Source organism: uncultured Lacinutrix sp. (genome assembly GCF_947500325.1).
Taxonomy (GTDB): Bacteria; Bacteroidota; Bacteroidia; order Flavobacteriales; family Flavobacteriaceae; genus Lacinutrix.
Genome location: NZ_CANMRQ010000016.1, coordinates 20996 through 44344 on the forward strand (window position 1 = coordinate 20996; position 23349 = coordinate 44344).

Sequence of the window (23349 nt, forward strand, 5' to 3'; positions counted from 1 at the left end):
TGTTTTTACTTTATCTTATTAGATAATTCTTTTGCTTCTTCATACTTATAATTATTTTTATCTTGTAAAATAATATTTAATTGCTCTATCGCTTTTTCTTTATCTTCTATTTTTAAATAGACTAATAATTTATACCAATAACCTTTAGAGCTAGAAAGTTTTTTAGTAGCAATTAATTTATCAAATACTTCTATTGCTTTTTCTGTGAACCCAAGTTCTATATATATATGGCCAATTTTAATTAAGCTATAGTTGTTATAGTTATTAGTGTTGTTGGCTTCGTAAAGCTTTATTAAACTATTGTAATCTTTAGAAGTATATAATTCTTCTATTTTTTGAGATTCATTTTGCGACCCTTTTTCTATTAAAGAAGGTATGGTATCCCAATTTTGATAGTCGTTATAATAATCGTTTAGAGAATTAGTATTAAAAATAAAAGGTAAACCAATAGCTAGGAATAATATAATTGTAGCTGCTATACCTAATTTATAAAAAATTGAATTAGATTTTTTTTTGTTTTTATTACAATATAGGCTTTCTACGCTTTTAATGTTTTTAGAAATATCTTGATATTCTTTAGTCTTAAAACGGTTTTTAATGGATTTAAAATCTTCAATATTACTATTCTTATCTAGAGTGTGCCAATCATTTTCATTAAAAGACTCTTGTAAAGCTTTATAGATGAGTAACTCTTCTTTTAATGCTTGATCTGTATTTATTTGCTTTTCAAAAACTGCTTTCTGTTCTAATGATAGGGAGCCATTTAAATAGCCATCTATCATTTTTTGCATGTTGTCGTTGTGGTTAGAGTTCATCTATGCTAATGTTTTATAACGGGTATCCGCCTTTATTAATTGTACAATTTTGGCTCTACACTTAAAAACGCGTTGTCTCACTACATTAATAGAATTGTATGCTAGGTCAGTCATAATATCTTCATAACTCATACCATTAAAATAGTTACTTAATATTTCCTTACAATTATCAGATAATAACTGGAATTTTTCTTGGTAAAATTCTAAATGTTTTTGTTCTAAAGTAAAGTTCGCCAAATGATCTTCTTTTTCTACTAGTGGCAAAACTCCATCTTTCATTACCCATTCTTTTTTGTTTTTTATTGTACTTCTCCAGATATTTTTACAAATAGTAAACAAATAACCTTCAAAAGAGGCAAGAACTAAGTTTTTTTCTTTGTGCTTAGCTATTAAATACATAAGCGCATCATGAAACACGTCTTTAGCATCGTCTTCTTTTCCATTATTACGCATAATAAAAGAATTAATCTTAGGGAAGAATTTGTTATATATTTCTAGTATTGTCTTATTGTTTCCTTTAATAAGAGCTTGTAAATACTTTTCACTTTCTTGCATAGTTAATAACGTATGTCTCAAAAATAAATTAAAATAATTTAATTAGTAACTAATGTTTTAATATAATTAACAAATATATATTGTAATAAAAAAGCTACCATAATTTAAGGTAGCTTTATAATTATTGTAATAGATATTTACTAATCAAGATCGTCGTCATCTAAATCATTGTCAATGGATCCTTTTTTATGACACCAATAATCATTTTTGTGTTTTCAATTTTAAAAGATTCAAATTGTTCTAGTTGTGATGTTAAGTCTTTCATTTATTTTATATGATTTTAATATTTATAGTAATTAACGAAAATATTAAGAAGAAATTATAACTCATCGTTTTATAAAAAAAATATTGGGTAATGTTTTTTTGTTTTTTAATACTATAATAAAAATGAATTTAGTTGAAACGATAATTAAAACTAAAGTAGGGAATTCTTTACATTAATTGTTTAATTAAAAATGCTAGCACTTGTTTTAAAACTAAATTTTATCAATTAAAAAGTAATTAAAAAAATAAAATTATGAAAAAAGTATTTTTCCTTATTGTGTGTAGTTTATTAGTTTTATCTTCTTGTTCCAGAGATGAATTGTATGAAGAGAATAGTGACGAGATTGCTAATAACGTAGAATCTAGTTTTAATAAAGCTAATGTTAGAAATAACGTGAGAAATAATAAGCCTATATATTCTAGAAAAGAAATTATTATTCAGTATGAAAAAAGTGCAACAGACATTCAAAAAAATGCCTTTAGAAGTGCTCATGGTATTTATAATAGTAGTTATGGTAACAATAATGCGTTTACAATATTAGGGACCTATATACCTTGTGATCTATGTCCAGGTAGAACAATAGAAAAATGGACTTATTACCCAAACTCTAATATTAATATAGAGCATAAATTAGGTTCTATTAAAGATGATTTAGATGATGATGATTTAGACGGCGTAGTTTTAAATGTTGATCTTGAATTTGTTATTAATACAGATGCCTTGTCTAACACCTTTAGTGCAAATACTAATACCAGTTATTATTCAAATATAAAGTCTTCAAACTCTGGAGTTACTGTAGGTGTTTTCGATACAGGATTAAATGCTAATTTCCCAGATTTTTCTGGAACTTCATTTATGTATAATGCAACAGTAGAATCAGACCATATTTATGGTGTTAATTCTGGTTGGAACTTTGTAGAAAATAACCATAATACTTTTGATGATAATTTAGATGCTCATGGTTCTATTGTAACCTCTATAATAGTTAGAAAGCTAAATGCTTTAAATATCCCTTTTCAAATTATGCCATTAAAAGTTGCAGATAGTTATGGTCAGGTATCTTACTTTAAATTGGTATGTGCTCTTAATTATGGTTTACCAAGAATGGATATCGCTAATTTAAGTATAGGATGGAGTGAAGATTTAACAGTAGAATTAAGTAACTCTATTTTATCATATATAATAGCAGCAAATCCAAATACTTTAATTGTTGCTTCCGCAGGTAATAGTTATAATACAATAAATGATAATGATATTAACAATCATATTCCTTCTGGTTTACCATTCTCAAATATATTGTCTATAGGTTCTTCTAATTCTTCTAATCAGCTATCATATTTTTCTAATAAAGGCGCTACTACTGTAGATTTTTTAGCTCGTGGAGAAAACATTCCTTTTCAATACATTCCAATGACTGCCGTACCAGTATCTGGTACTTCTTTTTCTACACCATATGTTGCAGCTATAGCTTCAAAAATATTATATGAAAGTAATATGACCGCTACACCTAGTAATATTTTAGATGCTTTAATTGCTTCTGGAGTTGATTATCCTTATCCTATAATAAAACATCAGAAAATAATTAATTAATTAATTAATTAATTAATTTCTGATGATAATTTAGTACTTAGGTTTTCTATATCTTTATGTTATAACAATTGTTATTTATGAGATGTAATTTAAAACGCTTTTTTGTCTACGTATCGTTACTGTTGCCTGTTTTGTCCTTGGCTCAAAATGAGGAGTACATAAAGAAAAATGTGAATGCTATATATAAAAACAAAACAAAAGATGTAAAACAGAGAATTAATGCATTAAATAGTTTATTAAATACTCTAGATACTAAAAATATTAATGAAGGTCACGCTCTTATTTATCATAAAATAGGAGCGCTTTATTTTAAAAATAAAAACTACATATTAGCTATAGAAAGTACTAATAAAGCATTGTCTATTCGTGAGTCTTTAAACCCACAAAATTTCCATAATATAAATCATTCCCTTTATAATTTATCTAGGCTTTATAAGAAAACAGGAAACTGGTCTAAACGCTTTAAAGTATTAAAAGCTATTGAGGTAAATAGGATTGAAGATAATAAGTATTATAAAGCGCTAAATGCTTTAGGAGAAATCTATGGAGAAAAACACGATTATTATAAAGCTTTACAGTATTTTGAAGAAGTTATTATAGCGTTAGATATAAATGATGAAAATATTGATATAGCGACTTTATTAGATGCTCATGTACAATCTATTTGGGTATATAGTATACAGAAAAAAAATATAGATTTAACTAGATTAAATAGTCATATAACTAATATAGATTTAATATTAAATATAAAACCTAAGTTAAGAAAAAAAGTAAAAGGCTTAGACAATAATCTAGCTGTAATATATCAGTCTTTGGGTTTATATGATAAAGTAATAGCTCTTTATAAGAAAGCTCTTATTAATTCGAAAAAAGAAAAAGATTCTATTAGTTCAGGTATTCTATTATATAATTTAGGCGCTTTATATTCAAAAATGAATAAAAAAGGAGAAGGTGAGAAATATTTTAATGAATCTTTAAGAGCAACCAATAATATAAAAAACACTGCTGATGTCTATGATAATTTAGGATATTACTCCGATAATATCGTAGAAAAAATATCTTTTTTTGAGAAAGCGTTACATGTTATTACTCATAAAAATATTGCTTTGGAAGGGGAATTTGTACTTCCTACACTAAGTGAAATTAAAAACACTGAATATAAGTCTGACATATTACAATATTTAACAGATCTGGCTAGTGCTTTAGTTTTAAATTATGAGCAAACTAAAAATTTAGATAATTTAAAACGAGCAAAAAAAACATTAATTCTAATAGATGAATTGGTTTCAATAATACGTAATGACAGTTCTAACGAGAATTCTAAGTTGTTTTGGATTAGCAAAGGTGTAAACTCATATATATTAGCCGTTAAAGTATGTCACCTTTTAAATGACCCAGAAAGTGCATTTTATTTTATGGAAAAAAATAAAGCACTTTTATTACTAGAAAACATAAAACGAACGCAAGATAATATCAAGCTAAATATACCAGACAGCTTGTTAATAAAAGAAAACAGTTTACGGAATGCAGTTTCTGAAATTAAGCGCTTGTATAATGATAATCTAGAAGATAAGACTATAAAAAATGATTATGTTAAAAGAAAAAAAGAATATGATAATTTTTTAATAACTATAAAAGAAACGTACCCTAAATTTTTTAATACAAGTAAGGAGATAGAGATTTTAAATTTAAAAGAAGCTATAAATAAAAATGTTACTAAAGACACTAATTTTGTTGAGTATATATTAAATGATCAAGAAGGTTATGGTATTTTTTGTAGTCAAGGAAAGCGTCCAATTCTATTTGAAATAGAAGATGTACCAGCGCTAATAAATAATCTATACAAAATTAAAAAACAATTAAGTAAACCCTTTGAATTAGAAGAAGACTTTTCAAACTATAGAAAAAATTCCTATTCTATATTTAAAAAAATATTTCCATTTAATAATGCTAAAGCATTAATGGCTAACAAGAAATTGTCTGTAATACCAGATTATAAACTGCATAACTTACCATTTGAAGCTTTAGTAGATAATGATACATTAATTAATGATTATTTAATTAATAACGTTGAGGTTTCATATTATCAATCTGCATCTGTATACAATCAAATAGAAAAACAAGAACAAACAACAAAACATCAATTTGTTGGTTATGCACCTATATATTTTAATACATTCTCTTTACCTAGTTTATTAAAAAGTGAAGGCGATATGAATGCCATATCTAAGTTGTTTTCTTCTCCTAATGTATTATTTAAGGAAAAGGCTTCTAAAAAAGGCTTTATGTCTAATTTAAATAAGTTTAAGATTATACATATTAATTCTCATGCTGAAGTAGATGAGAATAATGAGCCATGGATAGCTTTTGCAGAAGAGAAACTTAAATTAGAAGAGTTATATGGTCTTAATAATCAAGCCGATTTAGTGGTTTTGGATGCTTGTAAAACAGATATAGGAAGTATAGAAAGAGGAGAAGGAGTCATGAGTTTGTCTAGAGGGTTTTTCTATAGTGGTACTAAAAGTATCATTGCTTCTCAATGGAATGTAAACGAGCAGTCCAATAATAAAATATTACAAGCATTTTATAAGAATATTAAATTAGGTCAAACAAAATCTAATGCCTTACATAATGCTAAATTAGACTATTTAAAAAATCATCAATTAGAGCTTAGTTCTCCTTATTATTGGGCCTCTTTAACACTTATGGGTAATTCTGAAGCTATAGAAATAACATCAAACACTTCAATTTGGGTAATCTCTTTGGTAATTATTTTTGGTTTAATTTTTCTCTTTTTAATTTTAAAAAAGAGAAAAACCTTTTCTCAATAATATCATTTTTTTGTTAACCTGTATAACATTTTTATTTGTTTTAGATTTTTCTTGATTTTTGTGGGTAATGAATTTTTCATTTGAATACTAGTTAGTAATTAATTCAAAAACATAATTAAAAACTAAAACGGTATTATGAAAAAATTACTCAATTCTAAAAAAAATTACTTTATTCTTTTTGTCGCTTTAATGTTGTTAACTTCATTTAACAATAAATCATTTGCGCAAAATAAATCAAAAACTATTGATCCAGCCGATGGCATAGAGGTATCAGAAACACTATTTAAAAAAATACAATCCTGGCAAGCTCTTGGAGAAAACCAAACAATACCATTAGATCAATATTTGTCTCAATCTGGCAATGTAGAAAAAGGTATGGAACCAAAAATATCTAAACTTATTAGTGAATTAAGAGGGAATACTAATAGTGCAGCTAGAGGGACAGAATGTAATTGTACTGTATTAACTGTAAACTCAACTTATGATGTTGCTCCAAGCTACTCAGACTTGTCACATCCAGGTGCTGACACGCAGCCTGGGCTTACAACTTGGTATAAAGAACAAATTTATGGAACCGCTACACGTCAACATTTAAAATTAAATTCACCTACAAAAAATAATGAATATGAATATGAGAAGTCAATTACAGGAGATGAAGTGTCTTCTAATAGTTATTCTCGCTTATCATTTAACTATATCTGTACAAACGGTTCATTATTACCAGAAGATTGCGGCTGTTCAAAAAACATGTATTTAAGAGCTTCTTATTATAATAAATCTAGTGTGAGTACATCTGCAACTGGAGGTTGGGGAACGCATTCATGTTTTGCAGCAGTAGAGGATGATGTTGTACTGTTTTCTATAGATCAATATGGGACAGATACAGATGTTACCGTATTAAAAGGAGGTCAATATCAATTATCTAGAGCTCAAGACGATACTTGGAATCCGGAGTTCTGGATGAATATTGTAGACTTAGCATCAGCTGTTGCTGGAGTTGTAGAAGATTTCGACGCCGGAATAGATTGGAGTGATACCATTGCAGATGTTGGTGGACAGATAGTAACTGTTTTCGATACGCCTGTAGATATTCATTTTCAAGAAGAGGAAGATGGTGAAGAACCTGGTAATTATACTATGAGTTATGATGGTGGCGTAACATTGCACCCAAATCATATTCTATCTGTTATTATGATTTCTAAAGGATATATTTATGGTAAAGGAAAAGGTAAATTTGTTAGTGAGTCATGGCATAAAAGCGATTATTTTATTTCTGCTGTATTACCTTTGGATAACTCTACACCAGAATGTTGTATGGAGAATTATGGGAAATGGGTTTCAGGATCTATGGGAGCTCAAGGATATACTGGTCTAAAAAATTCAATAGCTTCTCATGTAGGTTTATGGACGCCGTGGGATAATCTTTCAGACCCAGATGGAGATGGTAATGTTAATATAACAAACCATATTGGTTATGCTTATAGATCAGGTGATTGTGAAAGTTGTGGTCAAGATCCAATCACTGGATTAGGTATTAGCGCTAGTGGTATTAATATTGGTTCTGGTACTAGGCCAGTGCATTTTTCATGGGATGGACAGGCTTTAGTTGATAATTATATCATTAAAATATATAATTCTGATGGGGTTCTTATACATACTTTAAACACAAACGATACGACTATTATCGTTTCTTTAGTTCCGGGAGACTACAGTTTTACAGTACAAGGTTTATGCGAAAATGGAGAGTCTTCTGTATCTAGTTCTTATGGCTTTATTGTTAATTCTCTTTATGCAGATGCAGACACTAATAATCCTTTTGAAGTAGTATTGCATCCAAATCCTGCTCATGATGATTTTACAATAGCTTTAAACAGAAGAGATTTTAGATCGTTTACAGTACAAATAACAAATAGTCAAGGTCAAACTTTTCATGAGGCCTCGTTAAATACTAATACTCATACGGTGAATATTTCTAGATGGCCATTAGGACTTTATTTTTGTAAAGTTACAGTAGATAATCAAGTACAAATAAAAAAGTTAATTAAACAATAAATAAAATATAGTTTAAATAAGAAAGACTGCTTAAAGAGCAGTCTTTTTTGTTTAAAAACAGATGGTGTTATATATATAAAGATAAATAGTAATATTTTTTTAAAATTTATGGGTAATGAATTTTTAGTTTTAATACTAATAGATATAAACAATAAAAAAACATCAAAAAATCAATTAGAAACGACGGTTAGAAAAAAAGAGAAAGCCTCTACTAGGTAGAAGCTCTCGCAGTTTGTGAAAACGAAATAAACATGGTGAAATGCTTAAATCATCTTAAAGGCTAAGATACAAAATTTTAAATTTAAGATATAAGTAGTGTTTATTTTAAGAGTGTGATGCTTAATACACTTAAAATAAGACGCGGTTACCGAAAAGCGAATGAGTAGGTATTTATTATTAAAATTTAAAATTATGAGTTTAATAAAGAATTTAAAAAAAGTAAGTTTATTATTAATGTTATTCACAATGTTTACTACAAATGCAATGGCTAGTAGTAAAGTAAGTGATAAACCGATGGCTATTGAAATTGAACATTTAAATGCAGAGTTTGATAGTACAGATTATATTTTAGAGCATACATGTTCTGTTTTTTGTAAGGATGAACATTATGGACCTGGTTGGGATAAATTTAAAAAAGCTGTTAAAGATTTTTGGGAAGGCTTTTTGGATGGATTGGAAGACGGATTAGGTGGACAAATGAATAATAATGGTGGAAACATTACTAATCAAGATATGAATTATATAAAAAACTTTGCGACTAATTCAGTTGGTAATAAAGAAAACGCTATGGAAATGGTTTATCAAATGAATAAATTAATATTAGACACATCATCTAATGTTATTACTAAGCAGCAGTTGTTGAGAGTTTTTAAAAATGACGCACGAATATTAAGTATTGCTTTAGGAAATAATGATAGTATTTACCCTTTAGACAAAGGAGATGAAAGTCCGCAAATGAGAATAAACTGGAATAAGGTGGGGAGAATAGTAGGCCTTATACTTGGGAAAATAATTTCATCGAACATACCATAATTATAAATTGGTTAAGATTAGAGGTGTAATTACCTCTAATCTTAACCATTTTTTACATTAATCTAAAACCTTAATTAAAATGAAAATAATAAATTTTTTATTTCTATTCTATTCATTTTTTGCTTTCTCCCAAGGAGAAAAACTCACAGACAGTATTTCAGTTGTGACCTCTTTTAATGGTAGGCACTGTGATGGTAAACATGGTTTGTGTGATATAACTATTTCAGAGGAAGGGAAAAAAGAATCAGGAAATGCTTCATTATATAATAATAATGGGAAATTAAAGCTAGTAATTCATAGAAATAAGTTATCAAATACTGAAGAATATAAAGTGATGGGTAAGAGGATAAGCAAGTTTGTTCAGGAAAAGGAATCTATTTATACAATTGATTACGATTTTGAATTAGATAGTAATATCTCTAATCGCTTAAAATTAAAAAATAAAACATATACAATACTAAGAGGAAGATATCCATTAATAATTACTAATGATGCATTTATTATCACCTTTAAATTAGAATAACTATGGAACAAATTATAAAATATATAACAGTCTTAATTCTATTTTTCGTTAGCAATTATAACTATGCAAATACTACTAATGATATTAATGTAATAATAAATGAATTAACAATAGAAACAAAAACAATTGTTGATTTATATACTAAAGCTAATTTGAGTTTATATAAAGAATTAAATATTGTTAAAAAAGAATTATCAAAACCATTAAAAACTGAAGACCTAGTATCTTTTCTTATAAAAAAGGATGAAATAGAAGAACGTATTAAAGATAATATGTTATCTCAGGCTTCAGATGTAAGTAAGGTTCGTTATTTAAAAGGTTTAGAAATTATAAGAATATTATATGAAAAAGTATTGTCTTTAGATCATCATTTTGCTTCAGTAGCTACATTTAATGAGATTAACAATCTAAGCAATCCTAATCATTATCCTGAATTTCTTAAAATGAAGGATATAATCAATGATAAAAAAGATAGAAAAAAAGGATTTAATCTTTCAGGAATTTTAGGGGACAATATTTATACATCTGTATTATATTCTTTTGTGTCTTTATTTAATAATGAGAATGCTAGTAAGAAAGAGAAAGAGATGAATTTAAAAGAGGTAGAATGTATCTTGGATTTTACTTTAAGAATGCATAACGAATTAAATACTATTTATTTTGAAACAGCTTTTTTAAGAAAAAGTAACGACAATATTATGATTGAATTAGAGCAATTATTTGTTGATTTTACAAAGCCTATACAATATAAGGTGGCTTTAAAAGAGTGTAGAAATAGTGATGACTGGGATGCGGTAAGGCAAAACTTATCTAATTACTTAAAAGAGTTAGATAAGATAATAAATGATAATTCTCAACGCTTTAAAGCTCATAAAATGCAAGTTAATTTAGCATTTCCTATAGATAGATTAGTACAATATATAGCACAGTATAATTCACACATTGATCAAGGGGCTAAGTTTTATGAAAAATTTGGAATTATGTTAGATAGCTATGAAAATGAACAGCAGTGCTCTTCAAAAATACCAATTGAATACAATAAGTTAAAAACGAATATAAAAACCAGTATTGAAAAATTTAATACAGCATATAAACCAGTAGAAATTAATGGCAGTAAAATGAAACAAGTACTTTATGGTATGAATGAATATGATTGATTAAGACTAACTATTTTTATGTTTATTAATTTCGTCTTGCAATTGTCTACGTACTTTCTGTTCGCGTTCTAAGGCTACACGTCTGTGTTCTTCAAATTCATTTTCTGTCTCAGCTAAAGCTAGTTTGGCTTGTTTGGTTACAGAGTTACTATTTTTAAAACGATACATAAAAAATAAGGCTATAGCCAGTAAACCACCAATAATACTCCACATCAAACCATTATAACCACCTTTACTCATTTGGATGCCAAATAAAGCCATACTATCTTTTTCAGTATTAGTTTTATCTAGTGTACCTTGAGTTGTTGTTAAGCTAGTTTTTAATTTAGATATTTCTTGCTCTTGTTGTGTAACTACAGCTTTAGTTTCATTAAGTGTTTTGCGTACAGCTTTTAAAGAGTCTAAAGTATTACCCCTAAGTTTGGCTATCCAATTAATTCTAACGACTTCATAGTTTTGTCCGCGTTCATCTCTCCAATTTGTAGATTTTTTTGTAATATATTCAAATTGACTACTTATAGAACCGCTATCTAATGAGAGTTTGTCTTCTACTTCTGTTTTAGTGTTTGTTTGCGCTTGTAATTCAAACGAGAAAATGGTTAATAATAAAAGTAGAGTAGCTTTAGTAATTTTCATTTTTAAAAAATGGTTTGGTAAGTTAATTGCGAAAGTAAAAAATAATGTTCAGTTTAAGTAATTATATATAATAAAAGCCTCACGTATTGTAAGGCTTTTATATATACGTAATGTATTATGTGTTTGGATTACTAGTAATAAGTAAAACGTCTTACTTTAGCAATGTATTTAGCTAATCGTATTACTTGGTGACTATAACCATATTCATTGTCATACCATACATAAAGCACAGCATTTTTGCCATCTTTACGTACTATAGTTGCTTTGCTATCATAAATAGAAGGCGCAGAACTACCAACAATGTCACTAGATACTAGCTCATCACTCATTTCATATTTAATTTGCTCTACTAAATCTCCTTCTAAAGCGTATTTCTTTAATGTAGCGTTCATACTATCTACACTAGCTTCAGATTCTAATTCTAAATTTAAAATAGCTAAAGAACCATTTGGTACAGGAACACGAATAGCATTAGATGTTAATTTACCTTCAAAACTTGGTAAGGCTTTAGAAACGGCTTTTCCAGCTCCAGTTTCTGTAATAACCATGTTTAATGCTGCTGCACGACCGCGGCGGTATTTTTTATGGAAGTTATCTACTAAATTTTGATCGTTAGTATAAGCATGAATAGTTTCTAAATGACCACTTTTAACACCATAAGTGTCTTCTAAAGCTTTTAATACAGGAGTAATAGCATTTGTAGTACAAGACGCTGCAGAGAAAATATCTATTTCATCTGGATTGTTTTCTAAATGGTTTACACCATAAACAATATTAGGAATACCTTTTCCTGGAGCTGTTAATAAAACTTTATCTGCACCTTTAGACGATCTTAAACGTTCTAAAGCTTCTTTGTCTCTAAATGCTCCTGTATTGTCAATAATTAAAGCATCATTGATATCATATTTTGTATAATCTATATCTTCAGGTTGACTTGCAGAAATCATTCTAACAGTGGTGCCATTAATTAGCAATGCTTCATTTTCTATGTCTACACCAACAGTTCCAGAAAAATCACCATGTACAGAATCGTTACGTAATAAAGATGCTCTTTTTTCTAATACTACAGCATCATTTTTTCCACGTGTTACAATAGCACGTAAACGTAATTGACTTCCTTTACCTGTTCTTGTCATTAATTCACGAGCTACTAAACGCCCAATACGACCAAAACCATATAAAACAACGTCTTTAGGTTTTATTTCTTCGGTAGCACTAGCACCTTTTAATTTACTAGCAACAAAAGCCATAGCATTACTATGTTTTTGTTCTTCTAAATGATATTCGTAAGTTAATTTACCTATGTCTAATTTTGCAGGTGGAATATCTAACGTTTTAATGGCTTGAGCAATCTCTACAGAATCGAAAACAGAAATTGGTTTTTGTACAAACTCTCCAGCATATTCGTGAAGGTTTAAAATTTCACTAACATTTCTGTCTATTAATTGATTTCTAAAAATCACAAGTTCAATAGATTTGTCGTACCAAAGGTCACTAACAATTTTAATGAATTCTACTGTAGCACGACGTCTGTCTGCTTGAAATGCTAATTCGTTTTCGTAAGTTTCGTTAACTGGCATTTAATTAAGTATTTAGTGTGTTGTTAAATTATTATAACAATACAATTTAGTATCGTTAAATTTTTTGCAAAAGTAATTATTTCAAACGTTTTCGTGAAAGAATTTTTACTAAAAAGAGAAAAGCACCTTAGATTGCTCTAAAATGCTTTTTAGTAATGTTAATTAAAAAGAACTTAAGCTTCTTGAAAACCTTGATTTCCAGAGCAATCTGTGTAAGTAATACTGGCACCATAGCCTTGATTTATGGCGTTCATTGCAAAATTATTAGCATTTTGCATAGAATTAAATCCATAGCTATAATTATGTTTAGTTCCATCAGCCTCAATTACAGTAAATTCAACATGATAAGGCTCACATTTTAAAATGTTATAATCAATAGTTTTGTTTTCTATACTATTATAGTTTGAGAAGCTAAATAATAAAGATGTAAATAGAATTAAAATTTTCATTTGTATAAATTTGATTGTTATTATGTGGTATACACGTATAATGAAATTATCTTAACCCGTATCTATTAGTTTTTCCTTTTGAATTAACTAATTCAATACTAATTGGTTCATATTTATCTCTATTTTTTATTATTTCTTGAACATCTTCAACAGAATTTACTTTGATATTATTAATAGCAGTAATTATGTTACCTTCTTCTACACCTTCACGAGAAAAGTAGTCATAATATATACCTTTTAATTCAACAATTTTTACTCCATTTTTCACATTATACTTTTTTAAGTCTTTAGGCTTAGCATTTTTTAATATTCCTAAAATAGGAACTGTCAAAGTATTATTTTTTAATAGAGTAACAGAGGTTTCTTTTTGTACACCATTTCTAAAATAATAAACTGTAATAACATCATTAGGTCTCTTGGTGTCTAAATAGCCACGTAAATCTGAAAACTTATTAATTTCAATATTATCTATCTTTTTAATAATGTCTCCACTTTTTAAACCTGCTTTATCAGCACCAGTATCTTCCTCTACTTCATCAATATAAAAACCTTCAGTTTCTACAACACCAAGCTTTTCAGCTGCGGCACTATTTAAAGAACCACCACGAACTCCTAAAATTCCATTTTGAACATTACCAAATTCCATAATGTCTTCAATCACTTTTCTAGCAATGTTACTTGGTACTGCAAAAGAGTAACCAATGTATGATCCAGTCTGAGAGGTAATGGCTGTATTAATACCAATTAAATCACCATTAGTATTCACTAAAGCACCTCCAGAATTCCCAGGATTTACTGCGGCGTCAGTTTGTATAAACGATTGACTACTTTGCCCAGATAAATCTCTAGATTTAGCACTAATAATGCCTGCTGTTACAGTAGAGGTTAAGTTAAATGGATTTCCAACAGCTAATACCCATTCACCAATTTTTGCTTCATCACTATTTCCAAAAGTAGTGTAAGGTAAAGATTCATTACTTTCTATTTTTAATAAGGCAATATCTGTTTTTTCATCAGTACCAATAATTTCAGCATTATACGTCTTATTATCATTTAAAGTGACACTTAAATCTTGAGAGCCTTTAATTACATGATAATTTGTTACTATATAACCATCTGGTGAAATTATTACACCACTACCAGTACCTAATTGTGGGCGTTGTTGTACACGTCCCATAAATAAATCTTGTAATGTAGGTTGCGAAGAGCCAAGCGTTACATTTTTTACATGCACTACGGCATCTAATGTTTTTTCTGCAGCGTTTGTAAAATCAATACCTTCTACAGCTGCCATTGCAGTGTTAGTAGTTTTTAAATTTACTGGTGTAAAAACAGGTTGTGTTTCTTGTTCTGTGTAAACAATTTTTTCGTCTTTTTCTAAAAAGGTTTTATAAGTTCCTAAGGTAATTGCTCCTCCTAAAACTGAAACTAAAACCAGCGTTGCTATCTTTTTCATGTTATATTAGTTTAGAATTAATTGAATAACTATAAAATTAATTTTTTTATTGCTTTCAGAATTCAACTTTAACGACGATTTAACAACTAAATTAAATTGTGAAAACACTATATTTGTCGAAGTAATATTAAGTAAATGACACATACCTTTTACAAGTATCAAGGCACAGGAAATGACTTCGTTTTTATAGACAATCGTCAAGAAATATTCAACAAAAAAGATGCCAATTTAATTGCACATTTGTGCGATAGACGTTTTGGCATTGGAGCAGATGGATTGATTCTATTAGAAAATGATAAAGTTACAGATTTTAGAATGGTTTATTTTAATGCAGATGGAAAGGAAAGTAGCATGTGTGGTAATGGTGGTCGTTGTATAGTTGCCTTTGCTAAAATGCTAAACATTATAAAAGATAAAACAACTTTTGTCGCTATTGATGGTTTACATGAAGCAACTATAGAAGACGAGTTTGTGAAATTAAAAATGCAAGATGTTAACAGCATAGAGTTGTTTAGTGAGCATGTTTTTTTAAATACAGGATCGCCTCACCATGTAGCAATGGTTACTGATTTAAAAAACTATAATGTTAAGGATAATGGAGCTAGTATTCGCTATGGAGCATTATATGACGATGCGGGAAGTAATATAAATTTTGTTGAGCAAATAAGTGATGGTACTTTTGCTGTAAGAACCTATGAACGTGGAGTAGAAGATGAGACATTATCTTGCGGTACTGGAGTTACAGCCGTAGCTTTGGCTATGCATAAACTTAAAAAAGTGGATGTTAAAGAAGTTAGTTTAAATGTAGAAGGCGGACAGCTTAAAGTGTCGTTTGAAACTAATGCAGATAGTTATGACAATATTTGGCTTCAAGGACCAGCAAAGTTAGTTTTTAAAGGCGAAATAAAATGCTAACTTTAAAAGGAGAACATATATATTTACGCGCACTTGAACCTGAAGATATTGAGTTTATTTATGCTATAGAAAATGATGAGTCTATATGGGAATTAAGTAGTACAATAACGCCATATTCTAAATTTTTAATAAAGCAATATTTAGAAAACGCTCATGCCGATATATATGAAGTAAAACAATTACGATTGGTAATAAGTAATTATAATGACGATACATTAGGTTTGATTGATATTTTTGACTTTGATGTTAAAAATAAAAGAGCTGGTATTGGAATCTTAATTAAAGATAATGAAAACAGAAATAAAGGTATTGGTAAAGAGGCTTTACAACTATTAATCAATTATTGTTTTACACATTTAGATTTACATCAATTATATTGTAATATATCTGAAGAGAATACATCGAGTATAAAATTATTTTCTAGTCAGGGTTTTAAACAAATCGGGTTAAAAAAAGACTGGAATTTCAATAAAGGAAATTATAAAAACGAATATTTATTTCAACTAATTAATAATGTACATTAAAAAAATACTTTTTGCTATAGCAATTGTTGGATTAGCTATTGCTGCTTACTTTGCTTATTTTATATATGGAGCAATGTTAAAACCTAATACGGCTTTTAATAATGAAGAAGCTTATATTTTAGTACCTACAAATGCAAAATATGCTGAGGTACGTGAGCAGTTAGAACCTTTACTTATAGATATAGATAATTTTGATGCTTTAGCAGAGCAGAAAAAATACACCACTAATATTAAAGCTGGTCGTTTTGTGATTAAAAAAGGGATGAGCAATAATGATATTATTAATTCAATACGTAGTAATAACACGCCAATAAAAATTGCTTTCAATAATCAAGAACGTATAGAAGATTTAGCGGGGAGAATAGCTTTTCAAATTGAGGCAGATAGTTTAACGCTTTTAAATGCTATGAAAGATGAAGCGTTTTTGGGTAAGAATGGTTTTAACGAAAACTCTGCATTATCTATGTATATACCTAATAGCTATGAACTGTATTGGAATACATCTGCTGAAGGCTTTAGGTCTAAAATGCTAAAGGAGTATAAGAAATTTTGGAATACATCTCGCGAAACCAAAAGAAAAGCACTTAATTTATCTATTAACGAGGTAATGTCTATAGCTGCTATAGTTCATAAAGAAACAGCAAAAGTGGATGAGCGCCCTAGAGTAGCAGGAGTCTATTTAAACAGAATAAGAAAAGGAATGCCTTTACAAGCAGATCCTACAGTTATATACGCTCTTAAAAAAAGTACTGGAGACTTTAATCAAGTTATAAAAAGAGTACTGTATAAAGATTTAGAAATAAACTCTCCTTATAATACTTATAAAAATGCTGGTATACCGCCAGGGCCAATTTTTATGCCAGATGTCTCTGCTATTGATGCTGTATTAAATGCAGAAAAGCACAACTACTTATATTTTGTAGCTAATGTTAAGAATTTTGGTTATCACAAATTTGCAAAAACATTATCGCAACATAATGCTAATAAGCAGGAATATGTACGTTGGATTAATAGCCAAGGAGTAAATAGGTAATGTTAAAAAAGCAGCTTATATTTCTTTTCGTATTTGTATACTCAGTAAATGCAATAGCTCAACAACAAATTAATTTTTTTAAAAAAAGCGACACACTAAATCATAAAAGGCGAAATGCAGTAGTTATAACCGAGGTTGCTCTTGGAGGTCTTACACTTTTAGCTTTAAATCAATTGTGGTATGCAGATTATGAACGCTCTAAATTCCATACCATTAATGATAATAGCGAATGGTTACAAATGGATAAACTTGGGCACACGTTCTCTTCATATCAGTTAGGAAAAATAGGAGCACAAACATTAAGATGGAGTGGAGTAAGTGAAAAGAGTCAATTATTATATGGTGCTACTTTAGGTTTTTCTTTTTTAACTGCTGTTGAAATTTTAGATGGTTTTTCTCAAGAATGGGGTTTTAGCTGGGGAGATTTTGGTGCAAATGTAGCTGGAACAGGTCTCTATGTTGGACAAGAATTGCTTTGGAAAGAACAACGTGTGACAATGAAATACTCTTTTCATCGTACTCAATATGCAGCACAACGTCCAGAAAAACTAGGCAATGGATTTAGTGAAGAATTCTTAAAAGACTATAATGGGCAAACCTATTGGTTGTCTGCTAACATTCATTCATTCTTTAAAGATAGTAAAGTACCTAAATGGCTAAATGTTGCTTTTGGTTATGGTGTTGATGGTCTTTTGTCTGGTAATGAGGGACTTATTGTTAATAACGCGTTGATAAAACAAAATCGGGTACGTCAATTTTATTTAAGTTTAGATGTAGATTTGACAAAGATTAGAACAAATTCTAATGTATTGAAATCAATTTTTAGCGTTTTTAACACAATAAAAGTACCTTTTCCAACCGTGGAGTTCAACGGTAAAAACGGCATAAAGCTACACGCTATCTACTTTTAAGTGCAGTTAATCTATTGATTTTCAAGTTTTCAAAATAAGTTGTATATTTGCACCGCAAAATTTGAGGCATGCTTTTTGTTTTAAAAGCAGTTTTAAAAATCAATGTTATGAACAAAAAAAATATTGCAAAGTTAATTACGTTAGCGCTTACAATATGTATTTTAGTTTTTGTATCGCTATCTACAAAAAAGACTGAGAATAGCTACGCTTTTTTAAGTGAGTATTCTACTGAAGGATTAGATTTAGATTATTCTGTTTCTAACGACAACAATGATTTCACGTTTGAAAAAACTGAAAACATGTTTACACCTAAATTAGGTAAAACATTCACAGGTTTTAAGGAAGAATTAGGGTTTAAAGAATCTCAAAACAATTACTTTAGTGTGAATACCTTAGGATATTTAGGAAAGTACCAATTTGGAAAGAGTACTTTGTCTGTTATTGGTATTACTGATATAAAAAAGTTTTTAAATACACCTGAATTACAAGAAAAAGCATTTATAGCTAATGCAGAACGTAACAAATGGGTATTAAGAAGAGATATTAAACGTTTTTCTGGAAAATATATTAATGGTATTAAAATCACAGAATCTGGTATTTTGGCAGCTGCACATTTGGCTGGACCTGGAAGTGTGAAAAAATATTTAAGAAGTTATGGAGCCGTTGGATTCTCTGATGCTTACGGAACTTCAATTCGTTCTTATATGAAACGTTTTTCAGGTTATGATGTATCTCACATTAAACCTAATAAAAAACCTAAAGTATCTTTAGACGCATAACAAGTTAGCGTTTATGAATGATAAATAACGTTGGTCTTTTGTGAAGATCAACGTTATTTTTTTTCCATTCATTTACTGTCATCGTTTTTATATATTCCGTAGGAAGCGTAATATCACAAGCTACACAAATATTTGTATTGGCATTTAAAATATTACATAAGTCTTCTAATATTTTATTGTTTCTATATGGAGTTTCAATAAACAATTGCGATTGGTTGTGTTCGAACGATAATTTCTCTAAACGTTTTAATTCTTGTTTGCGTTCGTTTTTATCAATAGGTAAGTAGCCATTAAAAGCAAAACTTTGACCATTCATACCACTACTCATCATAGCCATTAATATTGATGAAGGACCAACCAATGGTACCACCTTAATGTTGTTTTCATGTGCTAATTTTACAACATCTGCACCAGGATCTGCTACACCAGGACAACCAGCTTCTGAAATTAAACCTACATCTATTCCTTTTTTACAAGGTTCTATATAGCTAGGTAATTCTAAAGCATTTGTAAATTTATTTAAAGGAAAAAGAGTTAAACTAGATTGTTGTTTCCCAGAGCTTATTTTTTTTATAAATCGTCTAGCTGTCTTTTCATTTTCAACAATATAAGTATCTATATTTTCTATTGCCTTTTTTACAGTTAATGGTAATACATTTAGCGGTTCTGTATCACCTAAAGTTGTTGGTATTAGGTATAGTTTCCCTGTTAGGTTTTCCATTTAGTTTACTATGAGTTTCTTTATCGTTTTTGACCCTTCATTATTATTAATTTCAACAAAATATAACCCATTTGATAGTGAGTTAGTTGAGAAATTAATACTTTCAGACTCTAGATTGTTTATGTTTTTTACAGCCTGTCCAAGGCTATTTATAATAGTTATAGATTTGGTACCTGTAAAATTTGATCCAAAATTAATGGTGACTTCACCGTTAGACGGGTTTGGATACATTTGAAAGTTTGTAAATTGCTCTTCTATAACGCTTAAGTTTGCATCTGCAATTTTATAAACCGTACTTCCTCCTAAAATATATAATTCACCATTTATATCTTCACCAAAACTTGTCCATGAAGATGTAATGTTAGGTAGCTGCCATGCAGTAGTCCAATTACTTCCTGTATTAGTTAATATGCCAATTTCTTGAGTACAATAATCTGCAAAAAAGTATTTTCCAGAAAAAGCAGGGAACATCGTTCCTCGGTAAACATATCCACCAGTTATTGAACATCTAAAACCATTAGCGGTATTTTGATGAACATATTCTGCTACAGGTAAAGTTGTATTGCTCATTGTTGGACAAGAGGCTTCATTATTATAATCGTTTGCTCCTTCAAAGCATCTCCATCCATAATTGTCTCCTGGTGTGCCCGAGCCATCAACTCTATTTATTTCTTCAAAAGCATTTTGGCCTACATCTGCAATCCATAAATCGTTATTCATTCTATCAAATGAAAATTTCCAAGCATTTCTAAGCCCAATAGCATAAATTTCTGGAGCACCACCACTAGTAGCGTATGGATTTGTAGCTGGAATTGTATAGGTGCTACCACTAACATCTATACGTAATAATTTACCTAGTAAATCGTTTGGGTTTTGAGAGCGATTATCTGGGTCTCCTCCAGCACCACCATCACCGGCAGATATGTATAAAAAACCATCAGTACCAAAAGCCATTTTACCACCATTATGATTTGTATAAGGTTGTGTTATAGTTAATAAAATTGTGCCACTAGGATTGGCGACATCTGGATTTGCACTTACTGTATAGCGAGAAATAACAGTATTTCCACTATTATTTATATAATTAACATAAAATCGACCAGTTGTAGAGTAGTCAGGAGCAAAAGCTAGGCCTAATAAACCACGTTCACCACCAGAAGTAACAATGCTATCTATATCAAGAAATGGTGTAGAGTTAACAGTGCCGTCGTCATTTAAAATTTTAATAACACCACCTTGCTCAACAACAAATAAACGACTGTCTCCAGCATGAGCCATTTCTATAGGGCTACTAAAACTGCCAGCAAAAGCTGTAAGTTCGACGGTTTGAGAATAAGATAAATAAGTGAAAATAAAGAATGAGAATAATAAAGAGTAAATTGTTTTCATGAGTTCTTTTTTAGTAAAGTTAATGAAAAATTGAATACTCTAGATACGATAGTAATTAGGTGTTTAGTTTTTTTGCTATAATTTCGCAAGCTTCTTCCAGCATTTTATATACATTATCAAAACCAGAATTCCCTCTATAATATGGGTCAGGGACTTCTAAGTTTTTATTTGGATGGCTTTCATTTAAAATGAGCTTTACCTTGGTGATATCTTCTGCATTTCTTGCTAGTTTTACAATATTTTGAAGATTTGATTCATCCATAACGTAGATAAGGTCAAAATAGTCAAAATCCTCTATTTGAAATTGTCTTCCACGTTGGTTCGTTATATTCAAGCCATTTTTTCTAGCAACTTCTATAGAACGTTTATCTGGTAAATCTCCTACATGATAGTTGCTAGTTCCTGCTGAATCTACTTGATGTTCTTTAGAAGTTAATTTTGAAGCTAAGATACCATGCGCCAATGGAGAGCGACAGATGTTTCCGAGGCAAACCATAAGTATTTTAGTCATTTTAAATGAATTTAAACTGAGAGTTTCTTTGTTAAATCTTCTACATATTTTCTAAACTGCTTATCTGTTGAAGATAAGTTGTCTACAGTTTTGCATGCATGTAAGACAGTTGCATGATCACGTTTACCAATTTGAGATCCAATACTTGCTAAAGAAGCTTTTGTGAATTTTTTAGCAAAGAACATGGCTAGTTGTCTAGCTTGAACGATATGACGTTTTCTTGTTTTAGATTGTAATGTATCTACATCCATTTGGAAATAATCTGATACAACTTTTTGTATATAATCTATAGAAACTTCACGTTTAGTGTTCTTGACAAATTTCTCAACAACCTGTTTAGCTAATTCAATATTGATTTCTTTTTTATTAAAAGAAGATTGGGCAATTAAAGAAATAATAGCGCCTTCAAGTTCTCTAATATTAGTTTTAATATTCTTAGCTACATATTCTACAATATCATTAGGCATTTCAACACCATCACGATATAATTTGTTTTTTAATATAGAAACACGTGTTTCAAAATCTGGTGTTTGTAATTCTGCGCTAAGTCCCCATTTAAAGCGAGATAGTAAACGCTGCTCAATATCTTGCATATCTACAGGGGCTTTATCACTTGTTAATATAACCTGTTTACCATTTTGATGCAAATGGTTAAATATATGAAAGAATACATCTTGAGTTCCAGATTTTCCTGATAAAAATTGTACATCATCAATAACTAAAACATCAATTAATTGATAAAAATGTATAAAATCATTTCTGTTGTTTTTCTTTACCGAGTCTATATATTGCTGCGTGAATTTTTCAGCAGAAATGTATAAAACTGTTTTTTCTGGATATTTATCTTTTATGTCAACACCAATAGCATGAGCTAAATGTGTTTTACCTAAACCAACACCACCAAAAATTAGTAATGGATTAAAAGAAGTACCTCCTGGTTTTGCAGATACAGCTAAACCTGCGCTACGTGCTAAACGGTTAGAGTCTCCTTCTAAGAAATTATCGAAATTATAGTTTGGATTAAGCTGAGATTCTATTTTTACATTACGAATTCCAGGAATAACAAATGGGTTACGTAATTCTCTATCCTTATTTTTTAATGGTACATCTACATCCTGAGCTTTAACAGCAGATCTATTAGAACTTGGAATTTTCTCAGTAAAAGGTTGTTTGTTACCATAAGTGTTTTCCATTTTTATAATGTAAACAAGTTTGGCAGTTTCTCCTAACTCTTTTGTAAGTGCAACCTTAAGGATCTTAACATAATGCTCTTCAAGCCACTCGTAGAAAAATTTACTAGGCACTTGTACACTTAAAGCATTATCAGTTAGCTTCACTGCTATAATTGGCTCAAACCATGTTTTATAAGCTTGAGGTTGGATGTTATCTTTTATAAAATTAAGACAGTTATTCCAGACCGATTGCGCAGTTATACTCATTGTTTAATTAAAGTGTTTCTTTATAGTTAGTTATAACAGTCATTTTTATAGTAATAGCAGGACTGTTTTAAAGCGAGACAAATATGTGAACAAAAAACTTAAAAAAAAAATCATTTGCTATTGAATATTTAGTTTTTTTTTCTCATACTTTACAACAAAACGAAACTACAAAAAAAAAATTATAAT

General features: G+C 29.3%; 21 protein-coding genes. 11 read left to right on the forward strand and 10 right to left on the reverse strand.

What is annotated here, in order from left to right; all coding sequences use genetic code 11:
- Positions 1 to 5 precede the first annotated feature (5 nt).
- Positions 6 to 815, reverse strand: a complete 810-nt coding sequence (locus Q0997_RS15660) for a hypothetical protein (protein WP_299890480.1) — start codon at positions 813 to 815, stop codon at positions 6 to 8.
- Positions 816 to 1370 carry a sigma-70 family RNA polymerase sigma factor gene (locus Q0997_RS15665; protein WP_299890482.1) on the reverse strand — a complete coding sequence of 185 codons (555 nt, stop codon included), beginning with the start codon at positions 1368 to 1370 and terminating at the stop codon, positions 816 to 818.
- A 517-nt stretch (positions 1371 to 1887) separates the two neighbouring features.
- On the opposite strand from Q0997_RS15665, the gene Q0997_RS15670 reads away from it, so the two are divergent.
- From Q0997_RS15670 to Q0997_RS15695, 6 genes are all read left to right on the forward strand, one after another.
- Entirely contained in the window at positions 1888 to 3225 is a 1338-nt protein-coding gene (locus Q0997_RS15670; RefSeq protein ID WP_299890484.1) for a S8 family serine peptidase, read from the forward strand.
- 77 nt (positions 3226 to 3302) lie between these two features.
- Positions 3303 to 6056: a CHAT domain-containing protein gene (locus Q0997_RS15675; RefSeq protein WP_299890486.1), complete on the forward strand. Its 2754-nt coding sequence runs from the start codon at positions 3303 to 3305 to the stop codon at positions 6054 to 6056.
- Between the two features lie 135 nt (positions 6057 to 6191).
- Positions 6192 to 8108 (forward strand): T9SS type A sorting domain-containing protein, encoded by a 1917-nt coding sequence (locus tag Q0997_RS15680; RefSeq protein ID WP_299890487.1) that lies wholly within the window; start codon positions 6192 to 6194, stop codon positions 8106 to 8108.
- A gap of 411 nt (positions 8109 to 8519) precedes the next feature.
- On the forward strand, positions 8520 to 9140 hold the full coding sequence (locus Q0997_RS15685) for a hypothetical protein (RefSeq protein ID WP_299890488.1): 621 nt from the start codon (positions 8520 to 8522) through the stop codon (positions 9138 to 9140).
- A gap of 79 nt (positions 9141 to 9219) precedes the next feature.
- The gene (locus Q0997_RS15690) at positions 9220 to 9663 is read left to right on the forward strand and encodes a hypothetical protein (RefSeq protein ID WP_299890489.1); all 444 of its coding nucleotides are present in this window, start codon (positions 9220 to 9222) and stop codon (positions 9661 to 9663) included.
- A gap of 2 nt (positions 9664 to 9665) precedes the next feature.
- The gene (locus tag Q0997_RS15695; protein ID WP_299890490.1) at positions 9666 to 10820 is read left to right on the forward strand and encodes a hypothetical protein; all 1155 of its coding nucleotides are present in this window, start codon (positions 9666 to 9668) and stop codon (positions 10818 to 10820) included.
- Between the two features lie 6 nt (positions 10821 to 10826).
- On the opposite strand, the gene Q0997_RS15700 is transcribed toward Q0997_RS15695, so the two are convergent.
- From Q0997_RS15700 to Q0997_RS15715, 4 genes are all read right to left on the reverse strand, one after another.
- Entirely contained in the window at positions 10827 to 11456 is a 630-nt protein-coding gene (locus tag Q0997_RS15700) for a tRNA (guanine-N1)-methyltransferase (protein WP_299890492.1), read from the reverse strand.
- 131 nt (positions 11457 to 11587) lie between these two features.
- On the reverse strand, positions 11588 to 13036 hold the full coding sequence (locus Q0997_RS15705; RefSeq protein WP_299890494.1) for a glyceraldehyde-3-phosphate dehydrogenase: 1449 nt from the start codon (positions 13034 to 13036) through the stop codon (positions 11588 to 11590).
- A 173-nt stretch (positions 13037 to 13209) separates the two neighbouring features.
- Positions 13210 to 13485, reverse strand: a complete 276-nt coding sequence (locus Q0997_RS15710) for a hypothetical protein (RefSeq protein WP_299890496.1) — start codon at positions 13483 to 13485, stop codon at positions 13210 to 13212.
- A gap of 46 nt (positions 13486 to 13531) precedes the next feature.
- Entirely contained in the window at positions 13532 to 14941 is a 1410-nt protein-coding gene (locus tag Q0997_RS15715; RefSeq protein WP_299890498.1) for a trypsin-like peptidase domain-containing protein, read from the reverse strand.
- A gap of 135 nt (positions 14942 to 15076) precedes the next feature.
- On the opposite strand from Q0997_RS15715, the gene dapF reads away from it, so the two are divergent.
- The 5 genes from dapF (at position 15077) to Q0997_RS15740 (ending at position 19103) form a co-directional block, all read left to right on the forward strand.
- Positions 15077 to 15856 carry a diaminopimelate epimerase gene (gene dapF, locus Q0997_RS15720; RefSeq protein WP_299890500.1) on the forward strand — a complete coding sequence of 260 codons (780 nt, stop codon included), beginning with the start codon at positions 15077 to 15079 and terminating at the stop codon, positions 15854 to 15856.
- Positions 15850 to 16380, forward strand: coding sequence for a GNAT family protein (locus Q0997_RS15725; RefSeq protein ID WP_299890502.1), 531 nt, complete (start codon positions 15850 to 15852; stop codon positions 16378 to 16380). The genes dapF and Q0997_RS15725 overlap by 7 nt, the downstream gene beginning before the upstream one ends.
- Complete coding sequence (gene mltG / locus Q0997_RS15730; protein ID WP_299890504.1) at positions 16370 to 17413, forward strand: endolytic transglycosylase MltG; 1044 nt, start codon at positions 16370 to 16372, stop codon at positions 17411 to 17413. Before Q0997_RS15725 ends, mltG begins: the two co-directional genes overlap by 11 nt.
- Positions 17413 to 18324, forward strand: a complete 912-nt coding sequence (locus Q0997_RS15735; RefSeq protein ID WP_299890506.1) for a DUF2279 domain-containing protein — start codon at positions 17413 to 17415, stop codon at positions 18322 to 18324. Before mltG ends, Q0997_RS15735 begins: the two co-directional genes overlap by 1 nt.
- Positions 18325 to 18431: 107 nt before the next feature.
- The gene (locus tag Q0997_RS15740; RefSeq protein ID WP_299890508.1) at positions 18432 to 19103 is read left to right on the forward strand and encodes a peptidoglycan-binding protein LysM; all 672 of its coding nucleotides are present in this window, start codon (positions 18432 to 18434) and stop codon (positions 19101 to 19103) included.
- Positions 19104 to 19107: 4 nt separating this feature from the next.
- Here the strand turns inward: Q0997_RS15740 and Q0997_RS15745 are convergent, their stop codons facing one another.
- The 4 genes from Q0997_RS15745 to dnaA are packed head-to-tail and all read right to left on the reverse strand — an operon-like array spanning position 19108 to position 23163.
- Positions 19108 to 19824 (reverse strand): SAM-dependent methyltransferase, encoded by a 717-nt coding sequence (locus Q0997_RS15745; protein ID WP_299890510.1) that lies wholly within the window; start codon positions 19822 to 19824, stop codon positions 19108 to 19110.
- On the reverse strand, positions 19825 to 21213 hold the full coding sequence (locus Q0997_RS15750) for a PQQ-dependent sugar dehydrogenase (RefSeq protein ID WP_299890511.1): 1389 nt from the start codon (positions 21211 to 21213) through the stop codon (positions 19825 to 19827).
- 55 nt (positions 21214 to 21268) lie between these two features.
- Entirely contained in the window at positions 21269 to 21724 is a 456-nt protein-coding gene (locus tag Q0997_RS15755) for a low molecular weight protein-tyrosine-phosphatase (RefSeq protein WP_299890514.1), read from the reverse strand.
- Positions 21725 to 21735: 11 nt separating this feature from the next.
- Positions 21736 to 23163: a chromosomal replication initiator protein DnaA gene (gene dnaA / locus Q0997_RS15760; protein ID WP_299890516.1), complete on the reverse strand. Its 1428-nt coding sequence runs from the start codon at positions 23161 to 23163 to the stop codon at positions 21736 to 21738.
- Positions 23164 to 23349 lie beyond the last annotated feature (186 nt).